Genomic DNA, 13,316 nt, shown 5'->3' with positions numbered 1-13,316 from the left:
GGAGGTGTTGGAGAACCTTCCGGATCCGCGGGATCCGCAGGCCGGGTACGGCAGCTCGACAGGGAACGGGATCATCTTCGCCGCACGTGTCCGGGCGAAGCTCTTGATGCTGGTGGGGAGGGCTGCGGAGGCGGTGGACCTTCATGACTGGGCGGTCGCCGAGATCACGGCGGAGCCTTCCTCGGACAGCACGGGCTGGCAGGGGGTGCTGCTCTCGGACGCCGCTGACATCGCTCTCGGCAACGGCGATCCGGAGGCTCGTGTGGAGAGCATGCGAACTCTGGCCGACGCGTTGGCCAAGGGGCGGCAGGACCGCCACGACAGAGTCTATGTGGAGGGTTTGCTCACTGCGGCGGATGCCGAACTGGATCGGCTGAACGCCCCGGAGGCGGTTCCGATCCTCGATCGGGCAGAGGCGATCCTCCGGGAGTACTACAGCTCCGGGAGCGATATCCACGCGTCCTTCCTGGCGATCCGCGGCAGGTGCCGACTCATTGCCGCGGGCTTCTCGCGAACCCGCCTGCAAGAGGCCGGGGACGATCTTCGGTCAGCCCTGGAGGTCCTGCGTCCCCCCGGGGGGTGGTGCCGCAGAAGGGCGCGTCAGCGGCACTCATCCATCTGGCTCAGGTCCATGCTGCTCTGGGGGAGGAGGAGCAGGCCCTCGCGCTGGCCGGGGAAGCGTTGGAGCTGGATGTGGCGCGCTACGGGGAAGGCCATCCCGAGGCCGAGATCGACCGCAGGATCATCAGAGACCTGCCGCTGCAGGTGGCCAGTGCCCGATGGCTCCAGGACCCGTGAGGTGCGGCTGACGTCGAACCCATCCGTGTGCGCAGCGCGTCGAAGTCGGCGTGCGGCGGCTCAGCGTGCGGCGAGGGCCTCCAGGAGGCGGTCCAGGGAGGTGCCGAGGCCCCAGCGGGTGGCGAGGTGCTCCAGGGTCATCGGGTCGAGCGGCTCGGTCGGCAGGGCCGGGTCGAAGGCGGGCAGCGGGGCGTCGTCGGCGACCCGGACGACCGTGGGGGCGACGTCCAGGTAGGCGGCGCCTTCGACGATGTTGCGGCGGCGGGCCGGGGTGAGCCTGGAGCCGGGGTCGAGGGCGGCGGCACGGATCGCCGCGAGGTCGCCGTACTCGTTGATCAGCTGGGCGGCGGTCTTCTCGCCGATGCCCTTGACCCCGGGCAGGCCGTCCGACGGGTCCCCGCGCAGGGCGGCCATGTCGGCGTACCGGTCGCCGCGCACGCCGTACTTCTCCAGCAGCAGCGCGTCGTCGGTGACCTGGAGGTTGCCCATGCCCTTGACCGGGTAGAGCACGGTGATCCCGCGGTCGTCGTCGACCAGCTGGAAGAGGTCGCGGTCGCCGGTGACGATCTGCACCGGCCCGGTGGCGCGGGCGGTGAGGGTGCCGATCACGTCGTCCGCCTCGTAGCCGGGGGAGCCGACCCGGGCGATGCCGAGCGCGTCCAGCACCTGCTCGATCACCGGGACCTGCGGGGCGAGCGTGTCGGGCACCTCCTCCTCGCCGTCCTCGGCCGCCTCGGCGACCCGGTGGGTCTTGTACGAGGGCACCAGGTCCACCCGCCACTGCGGGCGCCAGTCGGCGTCCATGCAGGCGACGAGCTCCTCGGGGCGGTGGTCGTGGACCAGCCGGGCGATGAAGTCCAGCAGCCCGCGGACGGCGTTGACCGGCTCACCCTGCGGCGAGCGCAGGGTGTCCGGTACGCCGAAGTAGGCCCGGAAGTACAGGCTGGCGGAGTCGAGCAGCATCAGTCGCGGTGCGGTCACGTCACAGATCATGCCGCACCGCGACGACAGGAGGGCGACTTCAGTGCTCGTGCGGTCCGGCGCGGTGGACCGGGCCGTGGGCGTCGGCGCAGTGCTCGGCGTCGACGGCGGGATCGCCGGGGCCGGCGATCTGGAGCAGCGCGCCCGCCTCGTCCTCGCCGACGTGGTCGACCTGGAGCGTGCTGTGGGTGATCCCGTACTCGCCGGCCAGCCGCCCCTGGAGCCGGCGCCGGACCGCGTGGCAGTCGCCGCCGGGGGTGACCAGGATGTGCGCGGACAGGGCGGGCTGGCCCGAGGTGATCTCCCAGATGTGCAGGTCGTGGATCTCCTCGACCAGCGGCTCGGTGACCATCCGGTCGGCCACCGCGTCCGGGTCGATCCCGGCCGGGGCGGCCTCCAGGAAGATCCGCCCGGAGTCCCGGACCAGCGCGATGCCGGCCTTGAGCATCAGCGCGACGACGATCAGCGAGGCGATCGCGTCGGCCCGGGCGAAGCCGGTGGTCACCACGACCAGGCCGGCGACGGCGGTGGCGATGAAGGCGTACAGGTCGGTCAGCACGTGCTGGAACGCGCCCTCGACGTTCAGCGAGCTGCGGTTGGCCTTGGACATGCACCAGGTGGCCGCGAGGTTGACCACGATCCCGATCAGCGCGGTGACCAGCACCAGCGAGCCGGTGACCTCCGGCGGCTCGAACAGCCGGGTGATCGCCTCGTAGCCCAGCCAGGCGGACAGCACCAGCAGGGTCACCCCGTTGGCCTGCGCGGAGAGGATCTCGGCGCGCTTGAGGCCGTAGGTGTAGCCGCCCCTGGCCGGGCGGGCGGCGAGCCGCATGGCGATCAGGGCGAGCACGATCGAGGCGGCGTCGGTGAGCATGTGCGCCGCGTCCGAGATCAGTGCCAGGGACTGCGCGGCGAAGCCGACCACGACCTCGCCGGCCATGAAGACGACGATCAGGGCGAGGGCGCTGAGCAGCCAGCGGCGGTCCGCGTCGGCGGAGACCCCGTGCGAGTGGCCGCCGTGCCCGTGCCCGCCGTGTCCGCCGGACCCGTGCGAGTGCTTGTGGTCATGCTCATGATCGTCGTGCGATTGCTCGTGCCCGGCCATGGAAGTCCTCTCTGGGCGCACGGGTGGGAAAGGGGGCGCGTAACGACCGGCCCGCAACCGAAGTGAACCGCAGAATCGACAAAGATCCAAAGGTTGTACTGGTGACCGTTGTCGTTCCCGTTCGGACGGCCGTACCCGATGCAGCCCGCAGCCGCCCGGCGGGCCGAACTCCCGTGCCCCCGCGCCCAGTTGAGCTATCCCAGCGCCAGTGCTTCGAGCGCCGCCGCGGTGGCCGCCCGGACCAGCGCCCGCATCAGCCGCAGGTCGTCCCCCTGCTCCGGGTGCCACTGCACCCCGAGCGCGAAGCCGGGGCCCTCCACCGCCTCCACCGTCCCGTCCGGCGCGTGGGCGCTCACCCGCAGGCCCGCCCCCACCCGGCCGACGGCCTGGTGGTGGAAGGTCGGCACCTCCAGCTCGTGCTCCGGCAGCAGCCCGCCCAGCAGCGTCCCCGGCACCGGCCGTACCGGGTGCGAGCCGTAGCACCCGGGCGATCCGCCGTGCACGTCCACCGGCACCACGTCCGGCAGGTGCTGCACCAGCGTCCCGCCGCACACCACGTTCAGGATCTGCATCCCCCGGCAGACCGCCAGCAGCGGCATCCCCGTCGTCAGCGCCGCCCGCAGCAGCGCGACCTCCCAGGCGTCCCGCTCGGGGGAGTCCAGCTCGGCCGCCGGATGGGCAGGCTCCCCGTAGTACGCCGGGTCGAGGTCGGGACCGCCCGCGATCACCAGGGCGTCCAGCCGGGCCAGCACCTCGGGCGCGCGCTCGGGGGCGTCCGGCGGCAGCAGCACCGCGATCCCGCCGGAGTCCCGGACCTGCGCCGTGTACCGCTCGGGCAGCAGGGCCACCCGGCGGCCCCGCCAGTCGCTCCAACTCGCGTCCACCAGGTAGGTGCTGACGCCGATCAAAGGCCTGCGATCCATGGCGCGCATTCTCCCCCCGAACCACCTGATCAACCGTCAGCCACGCGCGTCGGCGCGCCATACCTGCCCGCCCTCTTCCGCCCCGCGAGTCGCAGGCCGTACGGTTCGCTGTGACCGCTTGATCTCGAAGAGTGATCGAGGAGGAGGGTTCCGCCGTGCCCGAGAACGCCGCGTCCCGGAAGGCAGCAGCGGGTTCGCCGCCCCGGCCTCCGCTGAGTCTGGACGGGTTGCGCACCCTGGTCGACGCCGGTGAGGTGCACACCGTCGCGCTCGCCTTCACCGACATGCAGGGCCGTCTCCAGGGCAAGCGCTTCGCCGCCCGGTTCTTCCTCGACGAGGTCGCCGAGCACGGCGCCGAGGCCTGCGACTACCTGCTCGCCGTCGACGTCGACCTGAACACCGTGGACGGCTACGCCTTCTCCTCCTGGGCCACCGGCTACGGCGACCTCGCCATGCGCCCCGACCTCGGCACCCTGCGGCTGACCCCCTGGCAGCCCGGCACCGCCCAGGTCACCGCCGACCTCGCCCGGCACGGCGGCCACCCGGTGGACGCCGCCCCGCGCCAGCTGCTGCGCCGCCAGATCGCCCGGCTCGCCGAGCACGGCCTGGCCGCCGACATCGGCACCGAACTGGAGTTCCTGGTCTTCCGCGACACCTACGAGCAGGCCTGGCTGGGCGGCTACCGCGGCCTGACCCCGGCGAACCTCTACAACGTGGACTACTCGATGCTGGGCACGGCCAGGGTCGAACCGCTGCTGTCCCGGATCCGCACCGAGATGGCCGGCGCCGGCCTGGTGGTGGAGTCCGCCAAGGGCGAGTGCAACCTCGGCCAGCACGAGATCGCCTTCCGCTACACCGACGCCCTCACCACCTGCGACCAGCACAGCGTCTACAAGACCGGCGCGAAGGAGATCGCCGCCCAACTCGGCTGCGCCCTCACCTTCATGGCCAAGTACGACGAGCGCGAGGGCAACAGCTGCCACATCCACCTCTCGCTGCGCGACGCCGTCGGCGCCCCCGCCTTCGCCGACCGGGACGGCCGGATGACCGACACCATGCGGCACTTCCTGGCCGGCCAGCTGCTCGCGCTGCGCGAGTTCAGCGTGCTGTACGCGCCGAACATCAACTCCTACAAGCGCTACCGCCCAGGCTCCTTCGCCCCGACCGCCGTCGCCTGGGGCCGGGACAACCGCACCTGCGCCTACCGGGTGGTCGGCCACGGCCCCGGCCTGCGGATGGAGAACCGGGTGCCGGGCGGTGACGTCAACCCGTACCTCGCGGTGGCCGGGATGATCGCGGCCGGCCTGCACGGGCTGCAGCGCAAGCTGGAACTGCCCGCGCCCTGCCTCGGCAACGCCTACGCGGTCGACGAGTACGCGCGGGTGCCCGGGTCGCTGCGCGAGGCGGCCGTGCTCTGGGAGGACAGCGAACTGGCCCGCGAGGCCTTCGGCGACGACGTGGTCGAGCACTACCTGAACATGGCCAGGGTCGAACAGGCCGCCTACGACGGGGCGGTCACCGACTGGGAGCGCTACCGATCCTTCGAACGGATGTGACGCATGACCGACGGACGTGAGCCATGACCGAGCCGACCGCGAGCACCGCGCCCGAGGGCGCCGCGAGCGCCGTCCCCGCGAGCACCGTCCGCAACCCCGCCACCGGCGAGGTGATCGCCACCGTCCCCGACACCGCCCCCGACCAGCTGGCCACGGCCGTCCAGCAGGCGCTGAAGGCCCAGACCGGCTGGGCCGCGCTCGCCCCCGGCGAACGCGCCCGGCTGCTGCGCCGGTTCGCCGACCAGGTCGAGGTGCACGTCCCCGAACTGGCCGCCCTGGAGGTGGGCGAGGCCGGCCACACCGTGGCCAACGCCCGCTGGGAGGCCGGCAACGTCCGGGACCTGCTGGAGTACGCGGCCGGGGGAGTGGAGCGGCTCACCGGCCGGCAGATCCCGGTGGCCGGCGGCCTGGACGTCACCTGCCACGAGCCGATCGGCGTGGTCGGGGTGATCGCGCCGTGGAACTTCCCGATGCCGATCGCCGCCTGGGGCTTCGCCCCCGCCCTCGCGGCCGGCAACGCCGTCCTGCTCAAGCCCGCCGAGGCGACCCCGCTGACCGCCCTGCGGCTGGCCGAACTCGCCCTCGCCGCCGGCCTGCCCGAGGGCCTGTTCCAGGTCGTCCCGGGCGCGGGCGCCACCACCGGACGGGCCCTGGTGGACCACCCGGCCGTCCGCAAGATCGTCTTCACCGGCTCGACCGTGGTCGGCAAGGAGGTCGCCGCCCGCTGCGCCGCCCGCGCCAAGCGGGTCACCCTGGAACTCGGCGGCAAGAGCCCCAACATCGTCTTCGCCGACGCCGACCTGGCCCGCGCCGCCGACCCGATGTCCTTCGCCGACAACAGCGGCCAGGACTGCTGCGCCCGCAGCCGGATCCTGGTCCAGCGCGAGGTGTACGAGGACTTCCTCGCCCTGCTGCTGCCCGCCGTCGAGGCCCTGCGCACCGGCGACCCGACCGACCCGGACACCCAGCTCGGCCCGCTGATCTCGGCCGCCCAGGTCCGCCGGGTGGCCTCCTACCTCACCCCCGAACTGCCGGTGCTGGCCCGCGGCGAGGTCCCGGACGGGCCCGGCTACTGGTACCCGCCCACGGTGATCGCCCCCGAGGACCCGCAGGTCCCGGCCGTCGCCGAGGAGATCTTCGGCCCGGTCGCCGCCGTCCTGCCGTTCACCGACGAGGCCGACGCGCTGCGGCTGGCCAACGCCACCCGCTACGGCCTGTCCGGCTCGATCTGGACCAGGGACGTCGGCCGCGCGCTGCGCCTGGCCCGGGGCGTCCGGGCGGGCAACCTGTCGGTCAACTCGCACTCCTCGGTGCGCTACTGGACGCCCTTCGGCGGCTTCGGCGAGTCCGGGGTGGGCCGCGAGCTGGGCCCGGACGCGCTGCGCCACTTCACCGAGACCAAGAACGTCTTCATCCACAGCGAGGAGTGACAGCCCGATGAGCGAGAAGCACGCCGCGCAGGACGGCATCGTCTGCCGCCGCCTGGTCGGTCGCACCGCCGTGGTCACCGGCGCGGGCAGCGGGATCGGCCTGGCCTCGGCCCGCAGGCTCGCCTCGGAGGGGGCGAAGGTGGTCTGCGCCGACCTGGACGAGGAGACCGGGAAGGCCGCCGCCAAGGAGGTCGGCGGGCTGTTCGTGCACACCGACGTCACCGACCCTTACATGGTCGAGGCGCTGTTCGACGAGGCGTACGAGACCTTCGGCAGCGTGGACGTCGCCTTCAACAACGCGGGCATCTCACCGCCCGAGGACGACTCGATCCTGACCACCGGACTGGACGCCTGGCGCAGGGTCCAGGAGGTCAACCTGACCTCGGTCTACCTGTGCTGCAAGGCCGCGCTGCCGTACATGCGCCGGCACGGGCGGGGCTCGATCATCAACACCGCCAGCTTCGTGGCCAGGATGGGCGCGGCCACCTCGCAGATCTCGTACACCGCCTCCAAGGGCGGGGTGCTGGCGATGTCGCGCGAGCTGGGCGTGCAGTTCGCCCGGGAGGGGATCCGGGTCAACGCGCTCTCGCCCGGGCCGGTGGACACCCCGCTGCTGCGCGAACTGTTCGCCGCGGACCCGGAGCGGGCCGCCCGCCGGCTGGTGCACATCCCGCTCGGCCGGTTCGCCAGGGCCGAGGAGATCGCCGCCGCGGTGGCCTTCCTGGCGAGCGACGACTCCTCGTTCGTCACGGCGAGCGAGTTCCTGGTGGACGGCGGCATCTCCGGGGCGTACGTGACCCCGCTGTAGGGCCCGCCGCGAGGCCGGCGGAGGCGCCCGCAGCGGGTTCTCACCGGAATCTCATCGAAAACTGCGGGAATACCCTGCCGCGCTGATTTCGCGTTTATCCGGATGCCTTTAGATTCTTTGTCGTGAGTGAGCAGATTCCCGCCGGGTGGTACCCGGACCCGAAGGACACCACCGGCGACCCGAGGCCGCAGCGGTGGTGGGACGGCAGGGGCTGGACGGCCGACACCAGGCCCGCCCCCTCGGACGCCCCGGCGCCGGACGCCCGGACGTCGGCGCCGGCCACCCCGGGGGCGGAGCCGACGGCCGCCGCGGACCAGGCGCCCGGTACGGCCGAGCAGCCCAGGGTGCTGGAGGGCGAGGTGCTGGAGAACGGCCCGACCGTCCGCTACCCGGAGCCGCCGCCGTTCGGCACCGCCTACGGCTCGCCCGCGCCGCCGCCGCGCAAGGCCTGGCGCAAGCCCTCCAAGCTCGTGCTGGCGACCGCCGTCGCCGCGCTGCTCGGCTTGGGCGCCGGCTCCGGCGTCACCTACCTCGCGATGGACGGCCACGGGGACCACCCGCAGCGCTCCGCCCGCCCGGCCCCGCAGGGCGGCGGCTACGGGCCGTGGGGCGGCTTCCCGGGCTTCGGCGACCCCGGCAACGGGGACGGCGGCAGTAACGGCGGCAGCGGGGACAGCAAGGGCGGCAGCGGGGGGAACGGCAACGGCGGAAACGGAAGCGGCGGCAGCGGGGGCGGCAAGACCCGCCCGAGCGCCGACAAGGCGGTCGACGTGGTGAACCGCCTCACCGTGCCGGCCCCGTCCGGCTGGGAGGCCGGCACCACCAGCGACGGCTACGCCCTGCTCACCGTCGGCTCCTACACCTGCGCGGGCGGCGAGGGCGACTGCTCCCTCGGCGGCGTGAACACCGGCCGCATCGCCGGCGGCGGCACCGACGCCCAGTCGGCGGCCAAGGCCGACGTCGTCGCGGCGGCCAAGACCTCGTACGGCGACATCACCGGGCACGAGGAGCTCAAGTCGGAGGCCGTGAAGGTCAACGGCCAGGACGGCTACCTGGTCCGCTGGAAGGTGGACGCGCCCAAGGGCAACAACGGCTACGTGCAGAGCGTGGTCTTCCCGTCGGCCGACGGCAAGTCGCTGGTCTCGGTGCGTTTCGGCTTCGACATCGCCGACAAGGCGCCGGACGTCGCGGTGATGGACACCATCGTCAAGGGCATCACCGACTACAAGGGCAAGCTGCCGAGCATCCCGGGGCTGCCCGGGACCGGCTCGGGCTCCGGCGGCGCCGGGGGCACCACCACCTGAGCTCGCGCTCACCCGAGCCCCGCGCTCCTCACACGGCGGCGGCCCACCCGGGAGGGAATCCTCCGGGTGGGCCGCCGCCGTTCGCTGTCGCGGGTGGTGCCGCGGGAACCGGACCGGACGGGGGTGTGGCCGGCCCGGTCCCGCGTCCGGCGTCAGGAGTCGTGTCGAACAGCCTCGACGCGACGGCGCCGGAGCACCATGCCGGCCCAGCCGACGCCGATCGCGGCGGCGCCGGCGAGCAGCAGCGGACCGGTGGACGAGGTGCCGCCCACGGCCGCGGAGGCGGTCGGGACCACCTGGCCGGCCGGGGAGTCGGGGTCCCCGCCGTGGCCGTGGTGGGCGACCGTGGACTTGGACGCGTCGGCGGCGATCTGGGCGTCGCTGGGCGCGGCCGGGGCCTGGGCGGCGAGCGCGGACACGGCGGTGGTGGAGGCGCCGAAGTCGACGTCGGAGCAGGCGTAGAAGGCCTCCGGGCTGTCGCTGCGCTGCCACACCGTGTACAGGACCTGGCGGCCGGTGCGCTGCGGCAGGGTGCCGGAGTAGGAGTAGGAGCCGTTGACGGCGTTGCGGTCGACCTGAACCTTGGCCACCGGGGTCGCGTCGAGGTCCGACCACTTGAGCGGCTTGGTCGGGTCGTAGCCCGGCTTGGTGATGTAGACGGTCTGGGTGCCGACGTGCGGCGCGGTGGTGCGGAACTGGAAGGTGAAGGCGCCGGCCTTCACCGCGGTGGCCGGCCAGTCGGTGCGCGGCCAGTCCAGCGCGGCGTACTTGTCGCGGTTGGCCGAGCAGAGCTTGCCGTCCGGGATCACCGCCTGGTGGTTGCCGTTGGCGTTGGCGATGTTGACCTCGTTCCAGTCGTAGAGCGGCTGGGTGCCGCTCGCGGCGACGAGGTCCTTGCAGATCTGGGACACCGGGTGCTCGGGGCCCTCGGCGTAGCAGGCGGCGACCCGGCTCACGGGGTTGGTCATCGTGCCGTGGGCGCTGGCGGTGCCGGCGGTGGCACCGGCCACCGCGAGGACCGCGGCGCCGATCACGCCGACGGACAGGGCACTTCGCTTGATGGACATGGGGTGGGGACTCCTTGACCGTCGTTCCGGGCGTGCGTGGGGGAACGGGCACGCCTGCCCGTTCGGGAGCCGCCGGCCCGGCGCGCGGCCCCCGGCCAGAGCGTAGGATTGGTCTGGACCAGATGGCAATAGCCGCGCGTGCTGTGCTTGTTGACGCACTGTAGGCCCCGGAACAGCGCAAAGGCCCGATGGACGGCAGTGGTTAGCCGTTCCATCGGGCCCAGTTAAGGCTCCGGAAAGGTCAGCTCCCGATGTCGCGGGCCGTGATGGTGCCGGCCTGGATCACGATGCCGCCGCTGACCGTCATGTCCTTGAGCTCGTTGTGCACCACGTTCGGCCGCTCGGCCGGCTTCGGGGCGAACTCGTCGAGGACGGCCTGGAGTTCGGCGACCACGGCCGGGTCGTTGGCCAGCAGCCGGCGCAGCTTCGGCTCCCACTCGCCCTGCACGCTCCGGGCGGCGGACTCGCCGTCGCCCTCCCGCGCCGCGACCAGCTCGGCCCGGGCCTCGTCCAGCTCCTCGGAGACCGAGTCCGCCCTGCGGCCGAACAGCGCGGCGACCCGCGGCCTGACCCGGTCCCAGGCCGAGGTGACCATGAGGCCGGCCAGCGCGGTCGCACCCCTCGTCGCAATCTCCGTGATCTCGGCGTCCATGCCGCTCCCCTCGTCACTGCCGCGGTGTCGGGCACCACGCTAGGGCAGCGGCGGACGAAGCGTCAGAGGAACGTCCTCCCCTCACCCCGGTACGTCGGCACGGTCCGGACGATCCGGTCGCCCTCGACCAGGTGCAGCTCGGCGAAGCGTTCGCACAGCTCGCCCGCCTTGGCGTGCCGGAACCAGACCCGGTCGCCGATCAGCAGGTCGTCCGCGGCCGGGCCGAGCAGCGGGGTCTGCACCTCCCCGGCGCCCTCCATCGGGTCGTAACGCAGCCCGGCCGGCAGGTAGGGGACCGGCGAGCGGTCCGGGCCGGCCGCGCCGGAGGCCGGGTAGCCGCCGCCGAGCACCGTCACCACGCCGAGGCCGGGGCGGCGCACCACGGGCTGGCCGAACAGCGCGGCCGGGCGGCCGCGGAAGGAGCGGTAGTTGTCGAACAGCTGCGGGAGGTACAGCCCGGAGCCGGCCGCCACCTCGGTGACGGCGCGCTCGGCCACGGTGGACTCCACGCTGCCGGTGCCGCCGCCGTTGACGAACTCCAGGTCGGCCACCTGCCGCAGCCGCCGGACCGTCGCCGCCCGCCGCTCGGCCAGCTCGGTCCTCGCCCTGGCCTGCATCAGCCGGATCAGCTGCGAGCGCACCGGCCGTCCCGGCACCCGGTCGCCGACCCCGGCGACGTGCCCCTCGTACGCCATCAGGCCGACCACCCGGAAGCCCCGGCGGCGCTGGACGAGTTCGGCGAAGGCGCCGAGGTCCTCGGGGGTGCGCAGCGGTGAGCGCCGGGCGCCCACCCGGATCCTGCCGCCGAGCAGGTGCAGCGAGGTGTCCAGCTCCAGGCAGACCCGGACCTCGGCGTCGCCGCCCCGGGCCCCGTCGATCAGGTCCAGCTGGGCAGGGTCGTCCAGCACGACGGTGATCTCGCGGGCGGCCTCCGGGTCGGCGGTCAGCTCGGCGAAGCCGGCCCGGTCGGCGGAGGGGTAGGCGAGCAGGACGTCGCGGACGCCGGTGCGGGCCAGCCAGAGCGACTCGTCCAGGGTGAAGCTCATCACCCCGAGGAAGCCGTCCACGGCCAGGGCCCGCTCCAGCAGCGCCCGGCAGCGGACCGACTTGCTGGCCAGCCGGATCGGCTTGCCGCCCGCCCGGCGGACCAGGTCGGCGGCGTTCGCGTCGAACGCGGCGAGGTCCACGACGGCCACCGGACCGTCCAGGTGGGCGGTGGCGCGGTCGTACCGGAGGCGGTCGGAGACCGGGGCGGGCGCGGTCGCGGGCGCGTCGAGGATCACCATGCGCGCAGGGTGCCACACCGCGCTACCGGGGGGTAGGCCCCGCGTGCAGGGAACCGGGGCCGCTCGCGCCCGGTGGCATAGGGTCGGGCGGGTGGACCGCAAAGACTTCTCCAACCCGGCGTTCGTCGGCAAGAGCATCCCGAATCCCGGCTTCTCCGACGACGACGGCACCGCCGACCCGGCGCTCGTCGAGGCGCTCGCCCGCTGGTCGCAGGACCGCGCGGCCGAGCCGGCGGTGCTGGCGGCGCTGACCCCCACCCGGCTGATGGTCCCGATCGTCGCGATCCTCGGCGAGGTCGAGGTGGACGAGCACGGGCACCGGCACGACAAGACCAGCGACATGGCCGTCCCGGTCCTGGAGGCCCCGGACGGGCGCCGCGCGCTGCCGGCCTTCACGTCGCTGGAGGCGCTCGCCCGCTGGCGCGCCGACGCCCGGCCGGCGCCGACGGCGGCCCCGCAGGCCGCGATGGTCGCCTTCTCGGAGCGCGCCGACACCCTGCTGATCGACCCGGCGGGGCCGGTGCCCTTCCAGCTGGGCGGTGCCCGGCTGCGGGCGCTCGCGGAGAACCGCGCGTTCGTGCCGCCGGTCCTGGACCCGGAGGTGCGCGAGGCGGTCCGCGGGCTGCTGGCGGCCGAGCCGCAGGTGGTCAGCGGGCTGCTGGCGGGCTCGGAGGACTCGGACGGGGTGCTCGCGGTGGTGTTCGACCCGGCGCTGGACCAGGCCGGGCTACAGGCGGCCGCGCAGCGGGTCGGGCAGGCGGTGGCCGCCGACCCGGTGCTGCGGGTGCGGCTGGACCGGGGGCTGGACCTCGCGGTGCTGCCGGCGAACGCGGAGCTGCCGGGGGAGCGGCTCTACCAGCGGTAGACGGGAACGGGAGTACCTACTGGCCTAGTAGGTACTCCCGTCCGGAGCCGGCCTCAGGAGTAGACCGGCCCGGTGAACTTCTCGCCCGGTCCGGTGCCCGGCGCGTCCGGGACGATGGAGGCCTCGCGGAACGCGAGCTGGAGCGAGCGCAGCCCGTCGCGCAGCGGGGCGGCGTGGAAGTTGCTGACCTCGGGGGCGCCGGCGGTGACCAGCCCGGCCAGCGCGGTGATCAGCTTGCGGGCCTCGTCCAGGTCCTTGTCCTTCTCGCCGCCCTCGGCGAGACCGCACTTGACGGCGGCGGCGCTCATCAGGTGCACCGCCACGGTGGTGATCACCTCGACGGCCGGGACCTCGGCGATGTCGCGGGTGAGGTCGTCGAAGCCGATCGCGTCGTCGTCCGCGCCGGGGTTCTGGGTGGGCTCGCTGCTCAAGGGGGGCTCGTTCCATCGTGTCGATCGGTCCGTACCCATGGAGCGTACAAGGGGGCCATCCGCACCGGGACACGGCCGTATCCGCGCCGGGAGACGGTCGTGTCCGCGGC

The 13,316-nt window shown here is 73.7% G+C and carries 13 protein-coding genes; 6 read left to right on the top strand and 7 right to left on the bottom strand.

What is annotated here, in order from left to right:
* The first annotated feature begins 579 nt into the window (after positions 1-579).
* Positions 580-798 carry a tetratricopeptide repeat protein gene (locus tag ACZ7C5_RS08625; RefSeq protein WP_470322284.1) on the top strand — a complete coding sequence of 73 codons (219 nt, stop codon included), beginning with the start codon at positions 580-582 and terminating at the stop codon, positions 796-798.
* A 60-nt stretch (positions 799-858) separates the two neighbouring features.
* Here ACZ7C5_RS08625 and ACZ7C5_RS08620 read toward each other — a convergent pair whose 3' ends face one another.
* The 3 genes from ACZ7C5_RS08620 to ACZ7C5_RS08610 form a co-directional block, all read right to left on the bottom strand.
* Positions 859-1,761: a 5'-3' exonuclease gene (locus ACZ7C5_RS08620; RefSeq protein ID WP_401087750.1), complete on the bottom strand. Its 903-nt coding sequence runs from the start codon at positions 1,759-1,761 to the stop codon at positions 859-861.
* A gap of 58 nt (positions 1,762-1,819) precedes the next feature.
* Positions 1,820-2,884, bottom strand: coding sequence for a cation diffusion facilitator family transporter (locus tag ACZ7C5_RS08615; protein WP_401087598.1), 1,065 nt, complete (start codon positions 2,882-2,884; stop codon positions 1,820-1,822).
* Between the two features lie 194 nt (positions 2,885-3,078).
* Positions 3,079-3,807 (bottom strand): gamma-glutamyl-gamma-aminobutyrate hydrolase family protein, encoded by a 729-nt coding sequence (locus ACZ7C5_RS08610; protein WP_401087596.1) that lies wholly within the window; start codon positions 3,805-3,807, stop codon positions 3,079-3,081.
* 218 nt (positions 3,808-4,025) lie between these two features.
* Here ACZ7C5_RS08610 and ACZ7C5_RS08605 point away from each other — a divergent pair, with 218 nt between their 5' ends.
* The 4 genes from ACZ7C5_RS08605 to ACZ7C5_RS08590 all read left to right on the top strand — a co-directional run bounded on the left by ACZ7C5_RS08605 (position 4,026) and on the right by ACZ7C5_RS08590 (position 8,905).
* Entirely contained in the window at positions 4,026-5,363 is a 1,338-nt protein-coding gene (locus tag ACZ7C5_RS08605; protein WP_470322320.1) for a glutamine synthetase family protein, read from the top strand.
* A 23-nt stretch (positions 5,364-5,386) separates the two neighbouring features.
* The gene (locus ACZ7C5_RS08600) at positions 5,387-6,793 is read left to right on the top strand and encodes an aldehyde dehydrogenase family protein (protein WP_401087594.1); all 1,407 of its coding nucleotides are present in this window, start codon (positions 5,387-5,389) and stop codon (positions 6,791-6,793) included.
* Between the two features lie 7 nt (positions 6,794-6,800).
* Positions 6,801-7,601, top strand: a complete 801-nt coding sequence (locus tag ACZ7C5_RS08595; RefSeq protein ID WP_401087593.1) for a 3-oxoacyl-ACP reductase — start codon at positions 6,801-6,803, stop codon at positions 7,599-7,601.
* Between the two features lie 122 nt (positions 7,602-7,723).
* Complete coding sequence (locus ACZ7C5_RS08590) at positions 7,724-8,905, top strand: DUF2510 domain-containing protein (protein WP_470322283.1); 1,182 nt, start codon at positions 7,724-7,726, stop codon at positions 8,903-8,905.
* A gap of 152 nt (positions 8,906-9,057) precedes the next feature.
* On the opposite strand, the gene ACZ7C5_RS08585 is transcribed toward ACZ7C5_RS08590, so the two are convergent.
* The 3 genes from ACZ7C5_RS08585 to ACZ7C5_RS08575 form a co-directional block, all read right to left on the bottom strand.
* Complete coding sequence (locus ACZ7C5_RS08585; RefSeq protein ID WP_188299326.1) at positions 9,058-9,972, bottom strand: lytic polysaccharide monooxygenase auxiliary activity family 9 protein; 915 nt, start codon at positions 9,970-9,972, stop codon at positions 9,058-9,060.
* A 241-nt stretch (positions 9,973-10,213) separates the two neighbouring features.
* A complete protein-coding gene (locus ACZ7C5_RS08580; protein ID WP_401087589.1) occupies positions 10,214-10,624 on the bottom strand; it encodes a hypothetical protein in 411 nt (136 codons plus the stop codon).
* A gap of 62 nt (positions 10,625-10,686) precedes the next feature.
* Positions 10,687-11,910 (bottom strand): amino acid deaminase/aldolase, encoded by a 1,224-nt coding sequence (locus ACZ7C5_RS08575; protein ID WP_470322282.1) that lies wholly within the window; start codon positions 11,908-11,910, stop codon positions 10,687-10,689.
* Positions 11,911-12,001: 91 nt separating this feature from the next.
* Here ACZ7C5_RS08575 and ACZ7C5_RS08570 point away from each other — a divergent pair, with 91 nt between their 5' ends.
* On the top strand, positions 12,002-12,775 hold the full coding sequence (locus ACZ7C5_RS08570) for an SseB family protein (protein ID WP_401087585.1): 774 nt from the start codon (positions 12,002-12,004) through the stop codon (positions 12,773-12,775).
* A 53-nt stretch (positions 12,776-12,828) separates the two neighbouring features.
* Here the strand turns inward: ACZ7C5_RS08570 and ACZ7C5_RS08565 are convergent, their stop codons facing one another.
* Complete coding sequence (locus ACZ7C5_RS08565) at positions 12,829-13,245, bottom strand: DUF1844 domain-containing protein (RefSeq protein WP_401087583.1); 417 nt, start codon at positions 13,243-13,245, stop codon at positions 12,829-12,831.
* Positions 13,246-13,316: the final 71 nt, after the last annotated feature.

This window comes from Kitasatospora sp. NPDC036993, from assembly GCF_055607525.1.
Note: the sequence above shows the minus strand (reverse complement) of the source record. Positions and strands in the feature narration are given on the sequence as shown.

What these genes read in the sequence shown, in the direction of transcription:
- ACZ7C5_RS08600 (WP_401087594.1), top strand. Translation starts at nt 5,387, where the DNA reads ATGACCGAGCCGACCGCGAGCACCGCGCCCGAGGGCGCCGCGAGCGCC.
- ACZ7C5_RS08595 (WP_401087593.1), top strand. Translation starts at nt 6,801, where the DNA reads ATGAGCGAGAAGCACGCCGCGCAGGACGGCATCGTCTGCCGCCGCCTG.
- ACZ7C5_RS08580 (WP_401087589.1), bottom strand. Translation starts at nt 10,624, where the DNA reads ATGGACGCCGAGATCACGGAGATTGCGACGAGGGGTGCGACCGCGCTG.
- ACZ7C5_RS08610 (WP_401087596.1), bottom strand. Translation starts at nt 3,807, where the DNA reads ATGGATCGCAGGCCTTTGATCGGCGTCAGCACCTACCTGGTGGACGCG.
- ACZ7C5_RS08585 (WP_188299326.1), bottom strand. Translation starts at nt 9,972, where the DNA reads ATGTCCATCAAGCGAAGTGCCCTGTCCGTCGGCGTGATCGGCGCCGCG.
- ACZ7C5_RS08620 (WP_401087750.1), bottom strand. Translation starts at nt 1,761, where the DNA reads ATGCTGCTCGACTCCGCCAGCCTGTACTTCCGGGCCTACTTCGGCGTA.
- ACZ7C5_RS08615 (WP_401087598.1), bottom strand. Translation starts at nt 2,884, where the DNA reads ATGGCCGGGCACGAGCAATCGCACGACGATCATGAGCATGACCACAAG.
- ACZ7C5_RS08565 (WP_401087583.1), bottom strand. Translation starts at nt 13,245, where the DNA reads ATGGGTACGGACCGATCGACACGATGGAACGAGCCCCCCTTGAGCAGC.
- ACZ7C5_RS08575 (WP_470322282.1), bottom strand. Translation starts at nt 11,910, where the DNA reads ATGGTGATCCTCGACGCGCCCGCGACCGCGCCCGCCCCGGTCTCCGAC.